The sequence below is a fragment of the Nostoc sp. genome (assembly GCF_036919575.1).
Taxonomy (GTDB): domain Bacteria; phylum Cyanobacteriota; class Cyanobacteriia; order Cyanobacteriales; family Nostocaceae; genus Nostoc.
In genome coordinates this window covers 1-22,277 of sequence record NZ_JBALBY010000113.1, presented here as the reverse complement: position 1 = coordinate 22,277, position 22,277 = coordinate 1, and the positions used below count along the sequence as shown (strand labels likewise).

Below are 22,277 nucleotides of genomic sequence, written 5' to 3'. Positions count from 1 at the left end.
GGGCTATTTTACCCTCAAGTCTTGCACCTGAATATACTTCTTTGGTCAGATAATCTATATTCTGTGAGCTTCTCTTTCTTTTTCAGCAACCCCTACTTAAGGTCGCTTGATTGCTAAAGTAAGTCCATCGGCGATGGGGACGAGTGAGAGTGTTATCCGTTCGTCATGATGTAACTTTTTGTTGAGCGCCCGGATTGCTTGGGTGTTTTCATCTTGATTTTGTGGGTCAGCAACTTGTCCTGACCATAAAACATTATCGATCGCAATTAATCCACCTGGACGCACCAATTGCAGCGATCGCTCATAATATCCGTCATAATTTTCTTTATCAGCATCAATAAAGGCAAAATCAAATGTCTCGGCTTGCCCAGTTGCCAACAGTTGATCTAAAGTTTCCAAACCTGGTGCCAATCGCAGATCGATTTTATCAGCAACTCCGGCTTCTTGCCAATATCGGCGCGCGATCGCAGTAAATTCTTCATTCACATCAGCAGCGATAATTTTCCCATCAGCCGGTAGTGCCAAAGCTACAGAAAGTGAGCTATAACCCGTAAACACTCCAACTTCCAGGGTTTTCTTCGCTCCAATTAACTCTACCAAAAGTCTCATAAACTGCCCTTGTTCTGGTGAAATCTGCATTCCACTTCGGGGATGGCTGGCCGTTTCTTGGCGCAACTTCAAAAGAATCTCCGGTTCCCGCAGCGAAACGGATAAAAGGTAATTATAGAGTTGGTTATCAAGACCTATAGACTGTTTTGGCATGGTAGCTCAGAAAATTGAAAGAATCTACAGTTATACTATCGCCCTATAGTAGTTTATCAGGAATCCCCAGTAAGCTTAGGGACTGACAAATAAAAAAATACTCAACTATTTCTTGTGGGGTGGGCGACACGAGAGCCCTTAGCCGAAGGCGCTCATGTTGCCCACCCCACAAGATTGGATAATTTATTTGTTGTCAGTCCCTTAGGAAATTTAAAAACCTGCCAAAATGGCAACCCGATTCTGATTAACCAAGTTAAATTGTAGAAGATAAACGACTTCAAGGGTTTTGTTATCAGGGACTACCAAGTAAGTAAATTCCTTTTGTAAAACACTATCTACTAAATGATTTACAAAAATCAAAAACTATCTCTATCAATTATTTGCAGAGTATTTTTCTGAGCAGATAAATATCAATAATCAGGTTTGGCATTTGCTGCAACAGGAATATTAAATGCTTACGGGCGTTGTTGTCGAAGTATGGATTAGCCCCCAAATAACGGGCAACGTCTGTATACATTCCTGTTCACTTCAGTAGCAAATGGCAGAGTGGGAGTTTGAAAGCTGACTGATATGCTTCCTCCCACTCTCTTTTTATCAGACAGAATAAAGGCGCCAGTCGCCAGAATTCAGAATTGAATTCTGTGTGATACCATTTCACACAAACCCTGATACATATAGATTTCTCGTAGGGAACATTGCTGTGCCCCTACCAACGTATTTGTATCATTATTAAAGTAAAACGGTATGACTGGTGAACCCGAAGGGCGGATAGCGCGACGTCAAGCCTTTGGCATAGCAACTCTTAGAGACGCTACGCGTAGCTTGCTTCCCCGTAGGGGTACGCTTAGAGCGAGTCCGCAAGCGTCTTGATTCTGACTTCTGAATTCTGAATAGCTGAATTCTTCTTCAAAAGTTAGTTTCCCGTAAAAACTCAAGAATTGCTGCATTCAACTCCTTAAAAGCGCCAGCTGAGGCATCATGACGGCAGTTAGACAAAATTTGTAATTTAGAGTTGGGGATATGCTGATGCAATTTTTCACCATGAATAACAGGAAACCAACTATCTTGATCGCCCCACAAAACTAGTGTAGGACACTTAATTGCACTCAGGTTATTTTGAATTTTGGTGAGCATATTTGGCTTATTTGCTTGCCAATTCTCAATTTCTCGTGCTGCTATTTGTAACTCTTCGGCGACTTTTGCAACCGTACCAGGCAATTCAATAAACGGGTAAGTTATCCAATAGACATCTTCCTGTGTCAAAATAGATGGATCAAATAATACCGCACGTCTTTCTATTGCCATAATTTCTCTAAATAGAGGTGCAAACAAATATGCCAGACGTAAGGAGTCAATTGTTTGCATTATTTGCAAGGGCATTTGGGCAAGTAACCACATAGCCCAATGGGGTAGATTTTCGGTAAAAACTGGTACGTTTACTACTACAAGCCGTCCGATTAATTGCGGATTTTCTTGAGCAAGAGCAAGGGCAACTAATCCCCCCAGAGATTCAGCCACAATCACTGCGGGTTCATCACACAATGCCTGAATAATTCTTTGAAACTCAATAACTTGATGACCGTTGTGTTCTCTACGAAACACTGGTTTTTCGGAAAAACCAAAACCTTTGGCATCAAAACAAATTACCCGATAATATTTAGATAGTGGTTCGATACTGTGCCGCCAATTATAGCTCCAACTACCCATGCCATGTAATAAAATTAGCGGTTTACCTTTACCTTTTTCGCCATAAGCAATTTGTACAGGATAGCCTTTAGCATCAGTAATAATTAGACTTTGCCGCCCTTTGGGAAAAGTAACTTGCCACCAATCTTTCATTCGGTTATCAATAAATAATTTAACCACCAGTTAAGGCGTTCCACAACATTCTAATTAGGATGACGGGTAATGCTACTAAAACAATAGAGGTTAGCAACAATCCAACCAAAACGGCAAAGATAAACCACCTGTCTGCACTCCTTTGCTGGCTGGGAAACTTTAAGTACTCTTCCAATAACTTGATATTATAACTGTTCGCTGTCCAGGCAAAATCAAACAAGTCTCCCAAAACTGGGATAGCGCCTACCAAGCCATCAACGATCACATTCAAAACCATTTTGCCTAAAGTGGCTCTAGATACACCCAGCCGCGCCGCTTCTAGGATGATGTAGCTAGAAAACATGACTCCCAAAAAATCACCACCAATAGGTATGAGTCCTAAAATTGGATCTAGACCAAAACCAATCTTCGTGCCAGGAATAGTAATAACATTATCCAGCAGTCTACTTAATTGACGCAGGCGCTTTAAGGTAGGTGCTTTGGCATCAGGTTCAATGATCGAAGATCGAAAAGATGAATCAGGCATAAAGGCGATCGCTCACTTAGTTTATTTGAATCGTTAGACATTCTACTCCCCTACTGAGATTTCTCAAAAGTTTTCTCAGCGAAGTAGCTAATTAATATTTTTCGTTAGATTCTGAATGTGACTGTGGGCGCATATCTTCGCCCACAGTCACATTCAACTGATCGCCGATTAACAACACAGCAGCGCTCATAGAAAGCCAGAGCATTAAAACTATCACAGCCCCTACAGCACCATAGACTTTATTATAGTTGCCAAAATTCGCCACATAAAGCCGAAATAGGGCAGACAATATTGCCCAGAAAACAGCTGCTAAAATTGCTCCAGGCATCATTGGCGTGCCTGAGTTCCACTGGCTTGGGCCATAGCGATAGACAAAGCCAAAGGCGACAGCAACAATAGTTAAAGCTAAAGGCCAGCGTAACAACTGCCAAAGATGCACCAAGAAGATCAAAGAACCATTTTCGCGCACTACGATTCCCAACAGCCAATCGCTGGTAAACACTAAAAAAGAAGCCAACACTAAAAGCAACATAGTACCGACTGTTAATCCTAGAGAGACGAGCTTGGCTTTCCAAAAAGGGCGCATCTTTTCTGGAGGAATTTTATGGATTTGGTCGAGGGCTGTCATAGCGGTACTCACCGCCCCAGAAGCAGCCCAAATTGCTAATATAAAGCTCAGAGAAAACAAACTACTGTTTTTGGAGTTGGTAATTTCTGTAGTGGCAAAATCACGAATCAGATCCAGGGCTTGTTCAGGTAGAACTTGACTGAGTTGAACCGCCAGTTTATTAAAGGTGGCTTGCAAAGATTCTGCTAATAAGCCAATGGCTGTGATGAAAGCAAGAATTGCTGGAAACAGCGATAACATGGCATTGAAGGCGATTTCCGAGGCGAGTCCCAAGAGTCGTCTTTCGATTGTCCTGGTAAAAGTTTTTTTGAGGGTGCGCCAATTGAGGTGGAGAAAAAAGCGGAAAAAACGAGGTTTTGGCATAATTTAGAGTTAAAACTGGTTAGGTTTCTTAACTACTTTCCCAAATTTTGCATAGCGATCGCATTTATCTTTTTACCGCAAGAATACCGAGTGGGGGAGCAGGGGGACAATAACCATGCCCCATGCCCCATGACTAATGACTAATGACTAATGACTCAGCAAACCGATAGCCATTTCAAGATACATTTTCGCTTTGTGCAAAGCTAATAGCTTCTCTTGCGTGTACCTGTCTGGGTAATTCATGATTCTCCCTTCCATCGTGATTTTGATCAGCGCTGCTTGCTCATCGGTTGGTGCATTCATCTCATCTATAGCGTTACTCAGTGCTTGCATGAAAGCAAAGGTAGGAGGTTTTAATCCTTTATCGTTCTCAAACTGGGATAACGCCATAGGAGGGAACACCATCAAAGATGTAATCCATGAAGTTTTGTACCCTTTATTCCCAGTTGGTTTGATGCCGTAGCGTAAGCATAGGTCACGAAGTTCTTTGATGGTTTTGATTTCCAGTTCCGAACGTGTAAACATAGAGTAGCCATTCCTTAAAAGTGGTATCGGTGGGTAACAAGTTTCTCAGGCTTCTGTACCCATCGAATAAATACTCTAATGTTTCGCTTCCTAAAGATTCAAGCTATATTTACATCTCTCAATAATGCCTAATCCTAAAGGAACTCCTGAAAATTTAAAGCCAATTAAGTCAGAACGAGAGGAGCCGCTTACCGAGAAGATGAACTTACGCATGACAAAATCCATGAAAGAGGAAGTACAGCAACAAGACAATCCTCCTGAATTCTGTAGAGAAGCTATTCAAAAAGCACTGGATGAAAAGAAAGGAAGGCAACAGTAAATAGTATTCAGATTGGTAAAACTGATTGATAAATGACGAAAAATCTAACTTTAGTACTTTTTAGTAAGCAAGAGGGTAATAATGACTGAAAATACTAATCAAACGATAACTTTAACACAACAGTGGTTGACAGAAATCCAGGTACTCAAAGAGCAGATGGTGGGACTTCAACACGATCGCGATGCGGCTTGGGAAAGTGCCCAAAAATGGCGTCAGCTTTATAACACAGAAGCCGAACAACGCCGCACAGATGCCCAACTATCCCAACAGGCGATCGCATCCCTGAAGGCAGACGTGCATAAACTTCAGGGTCTTGAGATCGAAACACTGGCTGCTGGGACACCAGTAACGGCGATCCAACAAGAAATAGAACAACTAAAATCTGTGGAGGACTTGCAAGCTAAACTGATCGCCGTAATCAAAGAACGCGATCGCCTTTGGCAAGCTTTGAAAACTGAGCAGGATAACCACGCCGAAACCCGCAATAGTCTAACTACTGCCTTGGGTGATGCTATTGATAGCTTGACACGCGAACGAGTCGGACGAGAAAAAGAGAGTGATATCATGTCCGAGTAATTAAGCATAATACCCAGAACCCCAAAGAGCCAAAGTTGCGCTTTAGCTCCCCTCCCCGCAGGCTCTTAGGGGTTGGGGGTGGGGTTCTTTTATTACGGGTAAGCACCCGGACATGATATGACCCAAGAGGACAAGGGGAAACCCCATAGATAATTTTTAATCTAAAATCTAAAATCTAAAATTGCCACGGCCGCTATCCTTGTCTCGGTTAAATGCCAGATGCAATTAATCTCTCTATCGACTTGCTATTTAGGGGTTTGCAGAAAAAATATCCCTGCGCGTACTTGCATTTCATGGCTCTAAGTTGTGCTAGCTGTTCCACCGTTTCTACACCCTCGGCTATTACATCTTTATTTAGACTTTGGGCTAGACTGATGATCGCCTGAATAATCTCTAAGTTTTCTCCATTAGTACCAATCTTGGTAATAAAAGAACGATCAATCTTCAAGGCACTACTTGGAAAACGTTGCAGGTAACTCAAGGATGAATAGCCTGTGCCAAAATCATCTAAGTGTAATTGAATATTCATCTCTTGCAGTTGCAAAATCATAAAACTTGCTAATTGAATATTTCCCATAAGTACGCTTTCGGTAATCTCCAGTTTTAAATTGCTGGCCTCCAGGTCAGTTTCTTGCACAATTTGGTTAATTTTTTCAATCAGCTTAGGTTCTGAAAACTGTTTAGTGGAAATATTTACACTGATTGTCAAGGGTGGGTCAACAGGAAATTGTATTTGCCAAGCGTGCATCTGACGACAAGCCTCGCGGAGTACCCAATAACCAATAGGGATAATCAGCCCAGTTTCTTCTGCTAGTGGAATAAAGCTGTCTGGAAAAACTAATCCGTGTTGTGGGTGCTGCCAACGAACGAGAGCCTCGAAGCCAATAATCTTGTGATTTTCTAACAAAACAATTGGCTGGTAGTGAATCTGAAACTCCTGGCGTTCAATTGCCCGTCGTAGATCCATCTCTAACTCTAATAGTCTCCTGACTTCGGTGTGCATGGTTGAGTCAAATATCTTATGGCATCCTTTACCCGATGTCTTAGCGTGATACATTGCAATGTCAGCATCGCGCAGGAGTTCCTCCGGTCGGTTGTAACTAGCATTACTCAGGGCGATGCCAATGCTGACGGTGGTAAATACCTCATTCCCGTTGAGTTGGAACGCAGATGTCAGAGCTTCGTGTATCCGCTCCACTACGTTTGTTACATCATCGATGTTGGTGAGATTATCAAGCAAAATTGTAAACTCATCTCCCCCTAGACGGGCAACTGTGTCTCCAGCACGTAGGCAATTTTCTAATGTGCGAGCCAGCGCAGTTAGTAGTTGATCGCCAATCATATGACCGAGACTATCGTTGACTACTTTGAAGCGATCTAGGTCTAGAAAGAGAACAGCAAATATATAGTCCACACGTCGTTTTGCCGACATGAGCGCACGTTCTATCCGTTCCAGAAATAAGGCGCGGTTTGGCAGACCGGTTAGTAGATCGTGAAAGGCATCATGAATTAATTGCGCCTGGGCAAGTTTTAAAGCAGTAATGTTCCGAGCGATACTCAAAACAGAATATACTGAACCATCGCTACCCAATTCTGGAACAAGACGGGTATGGTAATGTTTTGTTTCCCAAGCGATCGCTAAACTGCATTCAAACTCAGTTTCTTGCTTAGTTTGGAGAACTTGCTGGAGCTTATGATCGCATATCCCGGAAAATTCTGACGGCAGATTTAACTCTGCGTTTGTTTTGCCGATAAATGTTTCGACTGATATTCCTGTAACCTTTTCAATAACTGGATTAACGTAAACGTAGCGCAATTGAGTGTTAAATCTGGAAATAATATCAGGTGCATTTTCAACTAGTGCTTTGAATTCTTGCTGGCGATGCGCTAGTGTCTCCAATACCTGCTTACGCTCGGTGATATCCTGAAAGACCAAAACTCCACCCGTGATGTTACCATCGTCATCTTTAATCGGTGCAATACTATCATTAATTGGTATTTCTACACCGTTTCTAGCAATAAGTATCGTCGGTTCTGGTAAATGGACAGTAACGCCAGACTCAAGGACTTCTCTTATCGGACTTTCAATTTTTATACGAGTCTTTTCATCAGCAATATTGAATACTTCTGTTGCTTCTTTACCAAAGGCATCTGCATATTTCCAACCCGTCATTATCTCCGCAACAGGATTCATAAAAGTCACCGTTCCTAATGCGTCGCTAGTAATCACCCCATCCCCAATACTTTTAAGTATGGTATTCAGCCATTGTTCACTCTGCTTTAATTTTTTTTGAATCTCATGTTTCGATAGGCTAATTTCAATATTAAACTTTAATTCTTTTTCTTTAAAAGGTTTGATAATGTAGCCAAATGGATCTGTTACTTTGGCTCGTTCTAATGTTTTTTCATCGTCATCAACAGTGAGATAAATTACTGGAATATTAAAAATATTATGAATTATCTGGGCGGACTCGATACCGTCCATGTTTCCCTTTAGGATAATATCCATTAAAACTAAATCTAGAGAATTATCTGCTGCTTTTTCAATTGCTTCTTCTCCAGAATCGACAACACCCAAAACACTGTATCCAAAGTTTTCTAGCCGCTTTTTGATATCCATTGCCACAATGAATTCATCTTCGACAATTAATATATTTACCTTGCTCATGATTGTGTTTTATTTATGGGATTATAAATTTTTAGTCGAAAATATAATTTTAAACTCTACTCCGTTATTACTGCTAAACTCAATATTCCCTTTTAGCTGATTTGTCAGACCCTTTACTAATCGTAGACCTAATGATTCTGTAGTCTGAAAGTCAAAATCTTTGGCAAAACCAACGCCATTATCACTGATAGTAAGTGTAAATAAATTTGCTTCTAGGGAGCAAAAGTCAATACAAATTTCTCCTGATTTTCTTTGGTGAAAGCCATGTTTTAGAGAATTTGAAATAAGTTCATTGATAATCAAGCCACAAGGAATAGCCGCATCACTGACTAGGAAAACATCCTCAACGTTGATTTTCAAGGTAATAGCACTAGAATTAAGGTTGTATGAATAAAACAAATTAGTTACTAAGTCTTGGATATAGTCAGCAAAATTAATCCTTGACAGGTCTTTAGATTTATACAGTTTGTCGTGGATTAGAGCCATTGATTCAATCCGGTTCTGGCTATCTTTGAATATCTGAATAGCTTGGTTGTCCTTGATATACTCTGCTTGCAGGTTGAGCAGACTAGAAATAATCTGCAAATTATTTTTTAGCCGGTGATGAATTTCTTTTAACAGCACTTCTTTTTCTTGAAGCAATGCTTTAATCTGCTCCTCTGATTGTTTACGCGCTGAACCGACGATAACAGAAGCTATCATGCTGCCAAAAATAGTCAGCAAACTTGTTTGATGAACGCTGGTACCAGCCTCTATTGACAGCTGTTTCAAAAACTCATTCTCTTCGTTATCCCTAGCTGTAGTGAGCATTCGGATGTCCTCCATAATCTGCTGACCCTGAACTGTTTGAACTATTCTGAACTATACCCCTTCGGGTGGTAAAAGAGCCTTGTCGAATTGCAGCGTCTCCTACAGACGGCGAAGCATCTCAGTACATGGCTGAAACCTTGTTTTTTCGTTGCAGTTGACCTAAGTCAGAACGGCAAAATTATACCTTCCGGGGTTTTTAAAACAACCTTTAGTAAAGGATATCCACATTAGTTAATTATTGGCAGCGTATATTTTCTGAGTCATGGGAAGGTAAATAATAAATCTTGTGGGATTATTCAGTATATTTACGCAGCCAGATTCCAGATATTTTCACTTGCATAAATTATGCTAATGTGGTATGCACTGTCAATAATTGCACTTAAGAATATTCAATCATATTAGCTTGATATTAAATTGACTTCATCCAACTAACTCAAAGTAAAGTACCCATGCTCAGACGCTTAATTGTGATTGTTACTGCCGCTATACTCTTTAGCAACTCCTTGACGCTAGCACAGAGTAAAAAGCCCAAACCACCGGATGAATTTCCTCCTAGTCCCCTAGAAATTACCACAGGCGATCCACTGCTACCACGTTTGCCCAAGGATAAACAGCCGTTAACTCTCGAAGAACGGCAAAAGTTAGAACCAGCGCTGGATGCCTTAAACCAAGAAGCAGCAGCGAAACTGCAAGCAGGGGATCAGGTGGCGGCGTTTGAAATTTGGAACCGGGAACTGCGCTTGCGACGCTTTTTAGGTTCATTAGCAGAGGTGCAAGCATTATCACGAGTCGCGGCGATCGCGTGGAATCAAAACGACAGCGAAGAAGTAAAATATATTACACAGCGATTGCAAGCAATTCAAAAGCAGGCAGAATCTCAGAAACCAACTGCCGAAATTGATTTAGAATTGTGGCGATCGCTAGGTCAAGCTTACCAAAATGTGCGATCGCTTAAACTAGCTGTGGAAGCTTACGACCAAGTTTTGTTAGTGGTGCGACAGCAAAAAAATCCCACAGCAGTAGTAGAAATCCTCAAGACAATTGGGGAACTACATTTAAGTTGGTTTGATTATCGCAAAGCCGCCCCAATCTACGAGGAATTACTGAGTTTAGCGACTTCCCAAGGCGAACGTGTAAACGAGGTAACATATCTGCAACGACTGGCTGAGATTTACGAGCAGACAAACCAACCGCAGCAGTCATTGAATGTACTTAATAAACTAGCAGAAATTTATGTAAATGAAAATAATCTTACTGAAATACCACAATTAAAGCTAGCGATCGCTTCAGATTACGAATCTCTAGCAAAGAAAGATCCTAACTTACTATTAGAAGCTTTTAAAAATTATCAAGAAGCTTATACTACTGCTTGGCAATTAGGGGAGTACGTTCGGGCTGGTGATGCTTTGCAGAAATTAATTGTGCTGTATCGTTCTCAAGGACAAACAGACGCGGCTTTGCAGGCTAGCCAAATTCTTGTGCAGATACAGGCGCAAGCCGCCAACTTTTACGGGATGATGCAAGCTTATGATCAAATTGGGCAATTGTATCTAGAACGCAAAGAGTTTCCTCAAGCACTAACAGCTTTTCAAAAAGGGTTAGAACTAGCGCAACAACTCAAACATGAGGAAGCATACTTTACTGGGCAAATTGAAAAACTGTCGAAAGCAAATTTGTAGCTAACATGGTCAGAATACCTTTCCTGTATTCTGACGACTGGCGCCAATATTGCTGTTCGATAAAGCGGCTGATGACGTTAAGGCTTGGGTAGAGCGAATCAAAGAGTTGGGAACTTATTTCTTAGAGAATGTTTGAAGTCGAATGATTAGGATACTAATAATACATCTTCATATATAGCTGCGATCGCACAACGAAAATCAACGCTAGCTAAATGCATTTCTTCTTCTTCATAAAGGTAAAGTACCCAATTTCCTTCCTGATTGCGGCGGAAGCATTCTATACTCATTTCGTCTGTTGAAATTAGCACATATTCTTGTAGTGATTCTAAGTGTCGGTAGCTGGCAAATTTCTTCCCTCTGTCAAAGCTTTCTGTTGACTCAGAAAGCACTTCGATAATTAAGGAAGGATAGCACTTAAAATATTCAAATTCTTTATCTCGTGTATCGCAAGTCACCATCACATCAGGATAAAAATAGCGATTTATCACATCTATTTGTGCTTTCATGTCTAACATATAGACACGGCAACCACTACCCCGGAGATGGTTTCGCAGCAGCATAGATACATTCATGCTAACTGTGACATGAGCATCACTTGCCCCTGCCATTGCATAGACTTGCCCATCAATATACTCGTGTTTGATTTCGCTTACTTTCTCGCCTTCTAGATATTCTTCCGGTGAGATATAGTATTCACTTTGACTAATAACCATTTTAGTACCTTAGTCGTTTTATCAAACATTGTAACCCATACAACGAATTTAATGAGCGACAGCGCCACCAGTGGGCTTCACCTTTTTCAAGAATAAAACGGCAATCCCACTGAGTAATAAAGCAATGCCAATAAAGTAGAAACAATCATTAAAAGCCATTACAAATGCTTCTCGGCGGACGATGTTAGATATAGATGCGATCGCTTGATTTTGTGCTGTACTCAAATCTGCTCCCCGACTGATAAAATACTGTGTCATCTGATCAATTCGCTGCTGAGTTTCTGGGTTATATAAAGATACTCCATCACCCAATCTATTCGAGTGAAATTGCTCTCTATTAGTTAATAAAGTTGCTAAAGATGCAATTCCTATAGAACCGCCTAGATTCCGCATCATATTAAATAAACCACTCGCTGAACCTGCTTCTTGTTGACTCAATCCAGCAGTGGCGATAGAACTAAGCGGCACCATAATTAAAGGTTGTCCCATTGCACGCACAAATTGCGACCAACGTAACTGATCTAATCCTGTTTGATTAGTCATTCCAGAGTTCATAAACGCACTGATAGAAAACAAAGTAACACCAACAGCTACCATTAACCGCACATCAATACGTTGCATCAATTTGGGGATGAGGGGAATAATAAATAGTTGGGGAATACCAGCCCAAATTAATACTTCACCAATTTGCAGCGCATTGTATTGTTGAATTTGGGCAAGATAAAGAGGTAAAATATAAATTGAACCATACAATCCTACTCCCAGCGACACATTGACAATACTGGCTAAACCAAAGTTCCGCCTAAGCACAAGCCGTAAATTAATAAATGGTTGCTTACGAGTTAATTCTATAAAGAAAAAGACGGCTAAAAAAATTACCGCGATCGCACTTAAGCGCACAATCAGCGTTGAACTAAACCAATCTTTGCGACTACCTTCTTCTAAAACAACTTGCAGGGAACCTAATCCAATAGCCATTGCAATAATTCCCCACCAGTCTCCTTGTTTCAGTAAATTAATTTGGGGTCGTTCTTGCTTAATTCCATACCAAACGCCAGCCAGCATTAATACCCCTGGAATTACATTTATATAAAAGTTGTATTCCCAACCAAAATTTTCTGTTAACCAACCTCCCAATGTCGGGCCAATTGAGGGTGCAAAAACTGCACTAAACCCAAATGCCGCCAGCCCAATTGATTGCTTAGATTGAGGTAAAGTTGTTAATACAACTGTCATAGCGGTGGGAATTAATACTCCTCCACTAAAACCTTGTAAAACCCGAAAGAAAATCATAGAATTGAGATCCCACGACCAACCACAGCATATAGAAAAGAAAATAAATAATGCAGTATTCACTAACAGATAACGTCGCAGAGAAAACACCCGTGATAACCATCCTGTTAGAGGAATTACCACAATTTCTGCCACGAGATACGCTGTAGAAATCCAAGAACCTTCTTCTAGAGTGGCTCCTAAACTTGCTTGAATGTCTTGCAGCGAAGCATTAGTTATTTGAATATCTAATACCGCCATAAATGCACCAAGCATACTGGCTAATACACCAATCCAGGTTTTTAGCGGTACACGTTCTGGTGGTACTTGCTGACCAATTACACCTGTGTTAGCCATAGTGTTTTTCCTGTTTCAAAGTTAACGGGTAAAAAGTGTTATTAAATATTCTCTTTCTCTCTGCGCGGCGAAATTACAATATGAGTAGTCGAAAAAAGCTCATTATAGAGGTTCTCGCTGGAATTTTGACCTCTCTCCAAACCTCTCTCCTACGAGGAGAGAGGCTTTGAATCTTACTCCCCAACGCTAGTAGGGGAGCCAGTGCGTTGGGCGGCTCTGCCGACTTGAAGCACCTGGCGTAAGGGGTTGGGGGTTAGGTCTGTATTTGACTCAACTGCAAAGTGGTATAACATAAATCTAAATCTAACTACGGTTAACTATCTTAGAGGATGTTTGAAAAGTCCTATTCTCGGTATCAAATAGTTTTAGATCCCCCTAAATCCCCCGATAAATTGGGGGACTTTGATTCTGGTTCCCCCCAATTTATCGGGGGGTTAGGGGGGATCTAAAAGTGCCTAAAGTCACAGCGAAACACTTTTCAAACAACCTCTTAAACTTCTTGAGTCATGATAATCCCTTTTTGCTCATAAATTTGACGCATTATTTTCCTTAAAGCAGGCAACTGTCTGCTAAAAACCATCGACCCGATAATACAAGCTATACCATCAATTATTAAAGTGTTTGAAGCACCAATATGACTTGCTAGTAAACCTCCTAATAAATTACCCACGGGAATCATCCCCAAAAATGACATTGTGTATAAGCTCATCAATCGCCCACGTTTGTCGTCCTCAACAATTGTTTGTAAAAATGTGTTGCTAGCAGCAATCTGGAGAATTGTTCCTAAGCCAACAAATAACATTGTAAATAAAGAAAGTGGTAAAAATCTAGACAAAGCAAAAGCAATTAGACCAATTCCTAAAATTGCTGGAGCTAAGGCAATCAATTTCCCAATTCCTAAGATTGTTTGGCGCGTAGCTAGATAAATACCACCAGTTAAGGCTCCAACTCCAGATGCAGCCATCAAAAAGCCCAATGTTTCTGCACCACCTTTGAGAACTTGTTCTGCCATAACTGGGACGAGAATAGTGTTTTGCAGTCCCATAAGACTAACTAAAGCTGATAGCAATAAGACAGATCGAATGGGTGGGAAGCTAAAGGCATATACAAATCCCTCTTTGACTTTTTGCAAGGGATTACCGTCAGTTACCGAATTTTTCCAAGGTTTAACTTGCATCGCCAATAAAGCGGCGATTACAGCAATGTAGCTCAAACCATCAATTAAAAAACAATAGCCAGTTCCAACGCGAGCAATTAATAAACCCCCGATCGCAGGGCCAATTAATCTAGCACCGTTGAATATCGTCGAATTGATCGCGATCGCATTGCCTAAATCTTCTCTGCGTTCAACCAATTCTGGCACAAATGCTTGGCGGGCTGGCGCATCTAAGGCGTTAATAAATCCTTGAAACAAACTCAAGACGATGATGTGCCATACCTCAATCACACCAGTTAGCGCCAGCACTGCTAATGTTAACGATTGAATCATCGCCAAGACTTGCGTACCAATTAAGGTACGATACCGAGAAAAGCGATCTACAAATACTCCGCCAAAGGGAGCTAAAAAAAAGTTAGGAATTTGACTCGAAAATCCCACAACTCCTAGCATTAATGGGGACTTTGTTAAGTCATAAACTAGCCAAATCGTGGCAAGTTGCGTCATCCACGTCCCAATTAGGGAAATACCTTGTCCGGCAAAAAACAGACGGTAGTTTTTTGACCTTAATGCAGGTAGTAGCGGTTTTTTCATCTAAGGCTTGCTTGATACCAATCTGCTTTCATAAATATCATCTCACCTCAACTCTATACGCCTCTCTATAGATGTAGGAGCATATCACAGCCAGAAAGAGGTTTTTCATCTGTTTTGCAGGCAATTTGGTATTAATGATGTCCGAGCAATTAACCATAAAACCTCGAACCCCACCCCGCCAAAGCTGTACTTTTAGCTCCCCTCCCCGCAGGCGGGGAGGGGTTGGGGTTCTTTATGGGTAATTTACCGAACATGGTATTACTTAACTTCCACAGCAACTTCCGCAGACATCCCCGGAGTAATCCGCGATTCGTATCCTTGAATGCTCTTTTGGTCAAAAACTACTTTTACTGGGATGCGTTGGACAACTTTAGTAAAGTTACCTGTAGCGTTATCCGGTGGCAATAAGGCAAACTGAGCGCCGGAAGCTGGGGAAACACTGTCAACACGACCAACAAAGGTATGATGAGGGAAAGTATCCAGCTTAATTTCTACTGGCTCTCCTGGGCGCATCTTTTCTAATTGGGTTTCTTTGAAGTTCGCAACTACCCAATATTGGTTATCCACGATCGCCATTAATGGTGTTCCCGATTGGACTCGGTTGCCAACTTCTACGTTTTTCCTACCTATGCGTCCGGCACTGGGGGCGGTAACATTGGCATAAGATAGTTGCAATTGTGCGTCTTTGAGCGATGCTTCTGATTGCGCGATCGCCGCTTTTGCCGCATCATATTGACTACGTTTTACTGTTGTATCTTGTCCGCCGGCGGTAGCTTGTTGCAATCCTCCCTTGGATGCTGCCAATTTAGCTTGGGCGTTGGTGACATTTTCTTGGGCTTGTGCTAATTGAGACTGGGCTTTGGCGACACCAACTTTCGCGGAGGATAACTTGGCTTGGGCTTGTTCTACTCCCTGAATAGCGGCGTTTTTTTGTGCCGTAGCCACATCATAAGCTGCCTTGGCTGTATCTAATTGCTGACGAGGAATCGCACCTGTTTTATACAATTCGTTGTAACGATTGTAATCTGTTTGAGCTTTTTCCAAATTCGCATTTGCTTGCGCTACCTGCGCTTGGGCGGCGGGAATCCCCGCTTGGGCTAGTCTGACTTCAGCTTGCGCCGCCGGTATCCCAGCTTGGGCTTCTTGTACTGCTGCTTGGGCTGTAGAAATTGCTGCAACAGCACTGCTAACATCTCCCTGCGCTTGACTTGTCTTACCACTGGTGGTTTGTGAAGTTAAAGCAATATTTGCTTGGGCGGCTTGCGCCTGTCCACGCGCATTTTCTAGCGCAGCTGCGGCTTGTTGCACTTTACTTTGATAGTCTCGTGGATCTAACTTCACCAACAATTGTCCCGGTTGCACCAGTTGGTTATCATTCACCAGCACTTCACTTACAGTTCCGGGAATGCGGCTACTAATTTGGTGAATGTTTCCCGCAACGGTGGCGTTGTCTGTTTCCTGGTGGGTGGAGGCATATTGCCAGTAGTGATAACCAAAAGTACCTGCCGCGATCGCACCCACGCCTAATGCTGCCAAAATTAAACCAGTCGGTTTTTTCCGCTTCGCTGGAACTTCTTTCTCGATCTCAGGAGTTACAACAGGTGCTTCTGCTGTTGCGGATGTCTCTGCTGTCACAACTTCTAAAGTCTCTGAATCAGGAATCACTTCTTTTTCTAAAATTGGGGTCTTGTGTCCGTTGCGTCCGTTCAAAGTATTAGCACCCATGATTGTTAACTTCCTTGTTCGTTCAATAATTTGATTGATAGTCGTTTATTTAGAATGCGTAGTATTTTATGAAAAAAATCCTTATTTCCTTAGTATGCGTAATATTATCTCAAAACAAATCTTTATAGTGCCTCACCCGGTCGGGTGATTGTGAGATCATCTTTAGGAGAGATTAGCGATCGCCCGATTCAAGATTTGAGAAAACACTTCCCGGTCAGCAAAAGAAATACCGTCCATTGCTTCATCACGCACGGCTGCGGCGATTGGCGGTAAGATAGCTTCTAGTTCCTTACCTGCATCCGTGAGCCAGATTCGCCAGATGCGGCGATCGTGGGTGTCGCGTTCTCGACGCACCAAGCCGCGTTCTTCCATCCGATCTAGTACGCCTGTTAAAGTCCCTCCCACTTGTTTGAGTTTGTCCCCAATACTAGAAGTAGGTAAACCATTTTCTTGCCACAAACAGCACAACACCAACCAGTGAAATGGCGTAAGTCCAAACGGTTCTAGCCTCTCAGTAAACTTGCGAGTGAGCAGTTGTGAGACTAATTTGATTCTGTAGCCTAAATTGTATGGTGCCAGATTATGCTGCCACGAGTCTAAAGCTGAGGAGTGATTAGATGTAGAAATCATTGAAAAATGCTTAGTACACGTAATATTATCTTAACTGGACTAACTAGATTTAGCAATAGTGGCTTTCCATCGCTCTTAGAGAAGAACTTGAATCAACTGGTTTTCTTTGACTGTAGCTTTTCAAATCTGTTAAAAAACTGCGATCGCCTGTATGATTTTAGATGATGGTGCGTCACCAATAGCCCCTCGTAGCGATCGCTTATTCATCACTAATACTACAGATACTTCTCCAACAATAACCCTAACTTTTCCTTCGTTGCCGTTGGTGCTTTATCTAACTGAGTCAAAATCGCATATTTTAACGCCGAATGCGCCTCACTCGAAGGTGGATTTTTACTCAACCGCCGCACAGTTTCTTGAATCACCTTTTGAGCATTCACAGCATTCCGCAGCAAATTGCCAATCACCATTTCCACCGTTACACTGTCATGGTCTGGATGCCAACAATCGTAATCTGTCACCAGCGCTAAAGTTGCATAAGCAATTTCAGCTTCCCTTGCCAACTTCGCCTCTGGTAAATTCGTCATACCAATGATTGTTGCACCCCAACTGCGGTAAAGATTCGATTCTGCCTTAGTGGAAAAAGCCGGCCCTTCCATGCACACATAAGTACCGCCGCGATGCAGAGTAACTTCTGGTAAATTGAGAGATGCGATCGCATCTGCCAACACAACAGCTAAGTTCTTACAAATCGGATCACCAAAGGCAATGTGAGCAACAATTCCCTCACCGAAAAACGTTGAAATCCGATTTTTTGTCCGATCAATAAACTGATCTGGCACCACCATATCCAGTGGTTTGGCTTCTGCTTTCAAGGAACCCACAGCACTAGCTGAGATTAAATACTCCACACCTAATTGCTTCATCGCATAGATATTAGCGCGAAACGGTAACTCAGAAGGTAAAAGCGTGTGATTGCGGCCATGACGCGCCAAAAAAGCTACCCGTGTACCATCCAAAGTCCCCAGAATCAAAGCATCAGATGGTGAACCAAAGGGGGTCTGGACTTCCACTTCTTCGACATCTTGGAGCGCGTCCATTTTATACAGACCGCTACCACCAATAATCCCAACACTAGCTTGAGCCATGATTCTAAACTCGTTCCTTGCTGATCTGCTAAGTTATTTTATCGAAAAGGGGAGTAGCAGAAAAGGCAGAAAATAAAGCGATGTTTACTACGCAATATTTGAATTAACCCTCTTCTGTCCCTCTCCGAAAACATTTGCCATTTCTGGATTCTAGAGTTTTTGTATAGCAAGCGATGTCTACGACGGGCTACGCCTACGCGCGATTCTTTTCTAATAACAAATACAAGACCCATTTTGTTCTAATAGTATAGCTTGTATTGATTGCCTCATTAGGCTTCTAGCAATCGCCCTCTCGGAGAGTGACAGAAGAGGGTTATAACGTTTCCTAATCACATGAGGTACATCTTAGCCCCCTCTCGAAGAGCGGGGAGGGGGTTGGGGGTGGGGTTCTTGTACCTCACAAGGGCCGAGAACCGCTATATCAAATGCGGCAAATCAGAAATAATTTGACAAAATTACGAGTTTTCACTACTTTTTTCTTTCGTCAACTGCTGTATTAATAATTGCACTCCCAAAGCCAACAAACCAATTGCCACTATACTAAATATTCCGCTTCCCAAAGCAACTACGCCAACAACCAAAGTCCGAACAGCAGAAGAAATCTTCACCACTAATGGATTAATTGAATGGATAGGTTTAGTAGCAAAATTTGTAGCGATCGCAATCATCAGCGAATACACTGCAAATCCCATTCCTCCCGAAATCACCGCCCCAGTAAAACAGCGTAACGGACTTGCTGTCACCTGTACTTTAGTATCTGTTTGTGGTGTTAAATTTTGGTCATTCATAACATTTTAGATTTTAGATTGGAGCATTAGGAATAATTCTATTTATTTAAACTGAAGATACCACCTGAATACCATGTGTAATTGTCCGAGTCACAAACAATTCTAAGTCTTCATCAATAATTGCTTCCCTCACTTGCAGCTTAACTTCTTCTGCCTGCTGTTGAGACTCAAAAAGAGCAAATACTGTTGGCCCCGAACCAGACATCATTGTTCCTAAAACGCCTTCTTGATTTGCAAACACCTCTCGCAGTTGCAAGACTTGGGGATAGGCTGGCAATACCACGCGCTCTAAATCATTGTGCAGTTTTTGGGCAATTTCTCCCGCATCTTTATCCAGGATAGCTTTTACTATTGCTCCAGAATGAACTGCACTAGCACGGGCTGCCAAGTTGTCGCTATCTCTAAGATCAGAATTACCAAATTGCTCTCTATAGGTTTTGTATGCCCAAGCGGTGGAAACTTCCAGGCTGCGGTATTTTGCCAACACTATATATATATTATCCAAACTGGGCAGAGGAGAAAGTTGCTCACCTCTACCTGTGGCGATCGCAGTTCCACCCGCTACACAAAATGGTACATCTGAACCAAGTGTACCTCCCAACTCCTCTAATTCTGACTGAGTTAATCCCAATTTCCACAGTAAATCTATCCCCACCAACACAGCGGCTGCATTCGTCGAACCTCCAGCCAACCCAGCAGCTACAGGAATCTGCTTGTTGACAGTAATCTCTACGCCCCCATATTTAGCAAAGGCTTTAGGAAATTGCCTCACCATTAATTCTGCCGCGCGGTATGCCAGATTACTTTTATCTGTCGGTACTTGTGGGTGGTTGCAGTGAACAACTATGCTCTCAGTGCTGATGGAACGCACATCAATTTGATCTGCAAGACCAATACTTTGAAGTATCATGGCTAACTCATGATAGCCATCGGAGCGGTCGCCAAGGATTTCCAGATACAAGTTGATTTTAGCAGGGGCAATTAGGCTGTAGGAAAGCATTTTGAAAGTTAGAAGTTAGGGGTTATGGGTTGCTAGGTGTGAATGGCTGAATTTTGGGTTTTGAATCAAAGCAATCATCTATATATTCACTCTTAACTCCTCACTCCTCACTTTTAACTCCTAACTCATTTGCTACGATTACCCATTGCTGAACGCTGAGGTCTTCGGCTCTGGCTTGGGGATTTATTTCTAATTGTTCCAGTAAGTGGCTCAGGCGATCGCGTTCAATAACTGATTGCAAATTATTTCGTAACATTTTGCGCTTGGCACCAAACCCCAACTTTAAGAAATTCTCTAACTGTTTTGGGTTAAATGCTGGTATTTCTATTTTTCGGGGGCGCAATCGCACCACTGCTGAATCGACTTTTGGTGGTGGATGGAATGCGGCCGCTGGAACTGTGCAGATTAACTCACACTCAGCCAAATACTGAACCCGCACGCTCAACGCCCCAAATGCTTTTGATCCTGGTTTAGCATACAACCTTTCTGCTACTTCTTTTTGTACCAGCAACACTATTGAGTCAAATGGTTCGGGGTTGGGGTTAGCGATCGTACCCAGTAGTTTCTCAATAATTGGCCCTGTAATGTTGTAGGGAATATTGGCCACTACTTTATTTGGCTGTTGGAAATTGGCAAAGGCTACCAGATAAGATGGTAAATCCAGAGTGAGAAAATCGCCTTGCAGCAGTAAAAAATTTTCAGTCTTACCAAGTTGCTTGGCCAATAGTTCGCATAAGTCGCGGTCTATTTCAACTGCAACCAGAGATTGCACTAAGGGTAATAAACGACGAGTCAGAATGCCGGTTCCTGGCCCAATTTCCAGGATGCGATCGCCCTTGGCATTGGCGGAGCGATCGTTTTCTTTACACTCTGCTGCTTGAATAATTGCGTCGAGCGCCTTTTCACTTTTGAGCCAATGTTGAGCAAAGACCTTACGCGGTCGGATCATCTGTATTTCTTGCCTAGTCTAGTTTTTAGCTTTTTCTCAAAAATTCTGGTTAAAAAATCTGATTCGACAATTATTATGGCGATATCTTCTTTACGAGAGGCAATGCCAACAGCAAGGCTTCTCTACCAGATGCTGCGAGCTTGCTTCCCCGTAGAAGTACGCCAACGCACTTAAACTTCTGGATTCATTGCAGTAATTTTTCTTTTTTCCACTTCCTCAAATTTCTTGCTCATAATCTTGACAAAATTACTACTTTATAGATTGTGAAATCCGTCTACGGCGCTAGACTCACTGTAACGGATCTTCATATAAGGGACTGCCTATCTTTTCTACGAAACGCTCCGCAAACGTAGTGGTAGCGATCGCATAGCCTCTTCGACTACTCGAATGTCGATACAAGCGCCAACCAACTGTAGGATGAGAGTCTTAGAGCGCAAGCTCCGCAACAATTATGATCTTATATATAGGACTCCTATTTGATTTTTGAACAAATTAAGTACTAATCGAAAAGGCTTATTCCCTACTCCCCACTCCCTATTCTGACTTTTCACGGGATCTCGAAAACCTCTCTCTAAACCTCTCTCCTTGCAGGAGAGAGGCTTTGAATTCTCCCCATTCCCTTGTAGGGAAGGGGGCTGGGGGGTTAGGTTTCGCGTTAGCTTTTCCACATGACGTGAAAAGTCAGCTCCCTATTCCCTACTCCCAGCCTACGCAAGTCAGTTCAATAATCAAAGCGGATTACCATAGTTAGTTCGAGCATTTGGATTCAGGGTAAATCCCTCCAGCAACACTGCCCCTGCCTCTTTCGATAATTATCACCATAATCACTCAATCTGCATCAGATCCTAATATATGGAGACAAACTAGCAACGTGCATTATTCATACAGGAAGGTTTAGCCACTTCGCTTTCACCTCTCTCCTGTTGCTTAACCCATTCACCTGAAAGTAATGCCAGTCAAGAGATTTGCCCTTTTAGAAAAAAAAATAATTTTACCCCTTGACAAACTAGGGGATGACTAGTTACTCTAGTTGAGTGGAAAGGCGACAGACGCCAACCACCGCTGAACCTAGAAAAAAATAATACTTTGAAAGCTTAAGAAAAAACCAATCCTCGTCAAAAGATTTTACTTTTGGGATTTCCCAAAAAGATAATCGAAATTATAACTAGGATTCCGGGAAATATTTTTTTTCGGAGCCACAAACTCGAAACACAACAAAACGGAGAGTTTGATCCTGGCTCAGGATGAACGCTGGCGGTATGCTTAACACATGCAAGTCGAACGAAACCTTTCGGGGTTTAGTGGCGGAC

The 22,277-nt window shown here is 42.1% G+C and carries 20 protein-coding genes and 1 rRNA gene; 4 read left to right on the top strand and 17 right to left on the bottom strand.

From position 1 onward, the window contains the following. Positions 1-96: 96 nt before the first annotated feature. From V7K27_RS29685 to V7K27_RS29660, 6 genes are all read right to left on the bottom strand, one after another. On the bottom strand, positions 97-762 hold the full coding sequence (locus tag V7K27_RS29685) for a class I SAM-dependent methyltransferase (RefSeq protein ID WP_334952078.1): 666 nt from the start codon (positions 760-762) through the stop codon (positions 97-99). A 376-nt stretch (positions 763-1,138) separates the two neighbouring features. Next, positions 1,139-1,279, bottom strand: coding sequence for a hypothetical protein (locus tag V7K27_RS29680; RefSeq protein WP_334952076.1), 141 nt, complete (start codon positions 1,277-1,279; stop codon positions 1,139-1,141). 389 nt (positions 1,280-1,668) lie between these two features. Then, positions 1,669-2,601 (bottom strand): alpha/beta fold hydrolase, encoded by a 933-nt coding sequence (locus tag V7K27_RS29675; protein ID WP_334952079.1) that lies wholly within the window; start codon positions 2,599-2,601, stop codon positions 1,669-1,671. A gap of 19 nt (positions 2,602-2,620) precedes the next feature. Further along, positions 2,621-3,127, bottom strand: a complete 507-nt coding sequence (locus V7K27_RS29670; RefSeq protein ID WP_334952074.1) for a DUF4112 domain-containing protein — start codon at positions 3,125-3,127, stop codon at positions 2,621-2,623. 91 nt (positions 3,128-3,218) lie between these two features. Next, positions 3,219-4,118 (bottom strand): YihY/virulence factor BrkB family protein, encoded by a 900-nt coding sequence (locus V7K27_RS29665; RefSeq protein ID WP_334952073.1) that lies wholly within the window; start codon positions 4,116-4,118, stop codon positions 3,219-3,221. A 147-nt stretch (positions 4,119-4,265) separates the two neighbouring features. After that, positions 4,266-4,643, bottom strand: coding sequence for a hypothetical protein (locus V7K27_RS29660; RefSeq protein WP_334952072.1), 378 nt, complete (start codon positions 4,641-4,643; stop codon positions 4,266-4,268). Between the two features lie 124 nt (positions 4,644-4,767). Between V7K27_RS29660 and V7K27_RS29655 the strand changes: the two genes are divergently transcribed. Together V7K27_RS29655 and V7K27_RS29650 are read left to right on the top strand one after the other, a co-directional pair. Beyond that, a complete protein-coding gene (locus V7K27_RS29655; protein WP_099098922.1) occupies positions 4,768-4,962 on the top strand; it encodes a hypothetical protein in 195 nt (64 codons plus the stop codon). Between the two features lie 81 nt (positions 4,963-5,043). After that, complete coding sequence (locus V7K27_RS29650) at positions 5,044-5,538, top strand: hypothetical protein (RefSeq protein ID WP_334952071.1); 495 nt, start codon at positions 5,044-5,046, stop codon at positions 5,536-5,538. A 208-nt stretch (positions 5,539-5,746) separates the two neighbouring features. On the opposite strand, the gene V7K27_RS29645 is transcribed toward V7K27_RS29650, so the two are convergent. Beyond that, complete coding sequence (locus V7K27_RS29645; RefSeq protein WP_334952069.1) at positions 5,747-8,206, bottom strand: GGDEF domain-containing response regulator; 2,460 nt, start codon at positions 8,204-8,206, stop codon at positions 5,747-5,749. A 21-nt stretch (positions 8,207-8,227) separates the two neighbouring features. After that, entirely contained in the window at positions 8,228-9,031 is an 804-nt protein-coding gene (locus tag V7K27_RS29640; RefSeq protein ID WP_334952068.1) for a sensor histidine kinase, read from the bottom strand. A gap of 434 nt (positions 9,032-9,465) precedes the next feature. Between V7K27_RS29640 and V7K27_RS29635 the strand changes: the two genes are divergently transcribed. Then, positions 9,466-10,695 carry a tetratricopeptide repeat protein gene (locus V7K27_RS29635; protein WP_334952066.1) on the top strand — a complete coding sequence of 410 codons (1,230 nt, stop codon included), beginning with the start codon at positions 9,466-9,468 and terminating at the stop codon, positions 10,693-10,695. Between the two features lie 146 nt (positions 10,696-10,841). On the opposite strand, the gene V7K27_RS29630 is transcribed toward V7K27_RS29635, so the two are convergent. The 9 genes from V7K27_RS29630 to rsmA form a co-directional block, all read right to left on the bottom strand. Further along, positions 10,842-11,408: a Uma2 family endonuclease gene (locus V7K27_RS29630; protein ID WP_334952065.1), complete on the bottom strand. Its 567-nt coding sequence runs from the start codon at positions 11,406-11,408 to the stop codon at positions 10,842-10,844. A 48-nt stretch (positions 11,409-11,456) separates the two neighbouring features. Beyond that, complete coding sequence (locus V7K27_RS29625; RefSeq protein ID WP_334952064.1) at positions 11,457-13,037, bottom strand: DHA2 family efflux MFS transporter permease subunit; 1,581 nt, start codon at positions 13,035-13,037, stop codon at positions 11,457-11,459. A 490-nt stretch (positions 13,038-13,527) separates the two neighbouring features. After that, positions 13,528-14,787 (bottom strand): MFS transporter, encoded by a 1,260-nt coding sequence (locus V7K27_RS29620; RefSeq protein ID WP_334952063.1) that lies wholly within the window; start codon positions 14,785-14,787, stop codon positions 13,528-13,530. Positions 14,788-15,045: 258 nt separating this feature from the next. Then, complete coding sequence (locus V7K27_RS29615; RefSeq protein WP_334952061.1) at positions 15,046-16,512, bottom strand: HlyD family secretion protein; 1,467 nt, start codon at positions 16,510-16,512, stop codon at positions 15,046-15,048. Between the two features lie 162 nt (positions 16,513-16,674). Then, entirely contained in the window at positions 16,675-17,142 is a 468-nt protein-coding gene (locus V7K27_RS29610) for a MarR family winged helix-turn-helix transcriptional regulator (protein WP_334952060.1), read from the bottom strand. Positions 17,143-17,357: 215 nt separating this feature from the next. Beyond that, positions 17,358-18,230 carry an S-methyl-5'-thioadenosine phosphorylase gene (locus V7K27_RS29605; RefSeq protein WP_334952059.1) on the bottom strand — a complete coding sequence of 291 codons (873 nt, stop codon included), beginning with the start codon at positions 18,228-18,230 and terminating at the stop codon, positions 17,358-17,360. 455 nt (positions 18,231-18,685) lie between these two features. Continuing rightward, positions 18,686-19,018: a DUF3082 domain-containing protein gene (locus tag V7K27_RS29600; RefSeq protein ID WP_334952058.1), complete on the bottom strand. Its 333-nt coding sequence runs from the start codon at positions 19,016-19,018 to the stop codon at positions 18,686-18,688. A gap of 46 nt (positions 19,019-19,064) precedes the next feature. Continuing rightward, positions 19,065-20,018: a 4-(cytidine 5'-diphospho)-2-C-methyl-D-erythritol kinase gene (gene ispE, locus V7K27_RS29595; protein WP_334952057.1), complete on the bottom strand. Its 954-nt coding sequence runs from the start codon at positions 20,016-20,018 to the stop codon at positions 19,065-19,067. Between the two features lie 100 nt (positions 20,019-20,118). Further along, positions 20,119-20,967 (bottom strand): 16S rRNA (adenine(1518)-N(6)/adenine(1519)-N(6))-dimethyltransferase RsmA, encoded by an 849-nt coding sequence (gene rsmA / locus V7K27_RS29590; RefSeq protein WP_334952056.1) that lies wholly within the window; start codon positions 20,965-20,967, stop codon positions 20,119-20,121. A 1,216-nt stretch (positions 20,968-22,183) separates the two neighbouring features. Between rsmA and V7K27_RS29585 the strand changes: the two genes are divergently transcribed. After that, positions 22,184-22,277, top strand: a 16S ribosomal RNA gene (locus tag V7K27_RS29585); the annotation flags it as partial.

Excerpts from the sequence above, each read along its gene's own strand:
- V7K27_RS29675 (WP_334952079.1), bottom strand. The coding sequence starts at position 2,601 with ATGAAAGATTGGTGGCAAGTTACTTTTCCCAAAGGGCGGCAAAGTCTA.
- V7K27_RS29655 (WP_099098922.1), top strand. The coding sequence starts at position 4,768 with ATGCCTAATCCTAAAGGAACTCCTGAAAATTTAAAGCCAATTAAGTCA.
- ispE (WP_334952057.1), bottom strand. The coding sequence starts at position 20,018 with ATGCTTTCCTACAGCCTAATTGCCCCTGCTAAAATCAACTTGTATCTG.
- V7K27_RS29685 (WP_334952078.1), bottom strand. The coding sequence starts at position 762 with ATGCCAAAACAGTCTATAGGTCTTGATAACCAACTCTATAATTACCTT.
- V7K27_RS29615 (WP_334952061.1), bottom strand. The coding sequence starts at position 16,512 with ATGGGTGCTAATACTTTGAACGGACGCAACGGACACAAGACCCCAATT.
- V7K27_RS29665 (WP_334952073.1), bottom strand. The coding sequence starts at position 4,118 with ATGCCAAAACCTCGTTTTTTCCGCTTTTTTCTCCACCTCAATTGGCGC.
- V7K27_RS29620 (WP_334952063.1), bottom strand. The coding sequence starts at position 14,787 with ATGAAAAAACCGCTACTACCTGCATTAAGGTCAAAAAACTACCGTCTG.
- V7K27_RS29640 (WP_334952068.1), bottom strand. The coding sequence starts at position 9,031 with ATGGAGGACATCCGAATGCTCACTACAGCTAGGGATAACGAAGAGAAT.
- V7K27_RS29625 (WP_334952064.1), bottom strand. The coding sequence starts at position 13,037 with ATGGCTAACACAGGTGTAATTGGTCAGCAAGTACCACCAGAACGTGTA.
- rsmA (WP_334952056.1), bottom strand. The coding sequence starts at position 20,967 with ATGATCCGACCGCGTAAGGTCTTTGCTCAACATTGGCTCAAAAGTGAA.
- V7K27_RS29605 (WP_334952059.1), bottom strand. The coding sequence starts at position 18,230 with ATGGCTCAAGCTAGTGTTGGGATTATTGGTGGTAGCGGTCTGTATAAA.
- V7K27_RS29645 (WP_334952069.1), bottom strand. The coding sequence starts at position 8,206 with ATGAGCAAGGTAAATATATTAATTGTCGAAGATGAATTCATTGTGGCA.
- V7K27_RS29610 (WP_334952060.1), bottom strand. The coding sequence starts at position 17,142 with ATGATTTCTACATCTAATCACTCCTCAGCTTTAGACTCGTGGCAGCAT.
- V7K27_RS29680 (WP_334952076.1), bottom strand. The coding sequence starts at position 1,279 with ATGTATACAGACGTTGCCCGTTATTTGGGGGCTAATCCATACTTCGAC.
- V7K27_RS29650 (WP_334952071.1), top strand. The coding sequence starts at position 5,044 with ATGACTGAAAATACTAATCAAACGATAACTTTAACACAACAGTGGTTG.
- V7K27_RS29600 (WP_334952058.1), bottom strand. The coding sequence starts at position 19,018 with ATGAATGACCAAAATTTAACACCACAAACAGATACTAAAGTACAGGTG.
- V7K27_RS29670 (WP_334952074.1), bottom strand. The coding sequence starts at position 3,127 with ATGCCTGATTCATCTTTTCGATCTTCGATCATTGAACCTGATGCCAAA.
- V7K27_RS29660 (WP_334952072.1), bottom strand. The coding sequence starts at position 4,643 with ATGTTTACACGTTCGGAACTGGAAATCAAAACCATCAAAGAACTTCGT.
- V7K27_RS29630 (WP_334952065.1), bottom strand. The coding sequence starts at position 11,408 with ATGGTTATTAGTCAAAGTGAATACTATATCTCACCGGAAGAATATCTA.
- V7K27_RS29635 (WP_334952066.1), top strand. The coding sequence starts at position 9,466 with ATGCTCAGACGCTTAATTGTGATTGTTACTGCCGCTATACTCTTTAGC.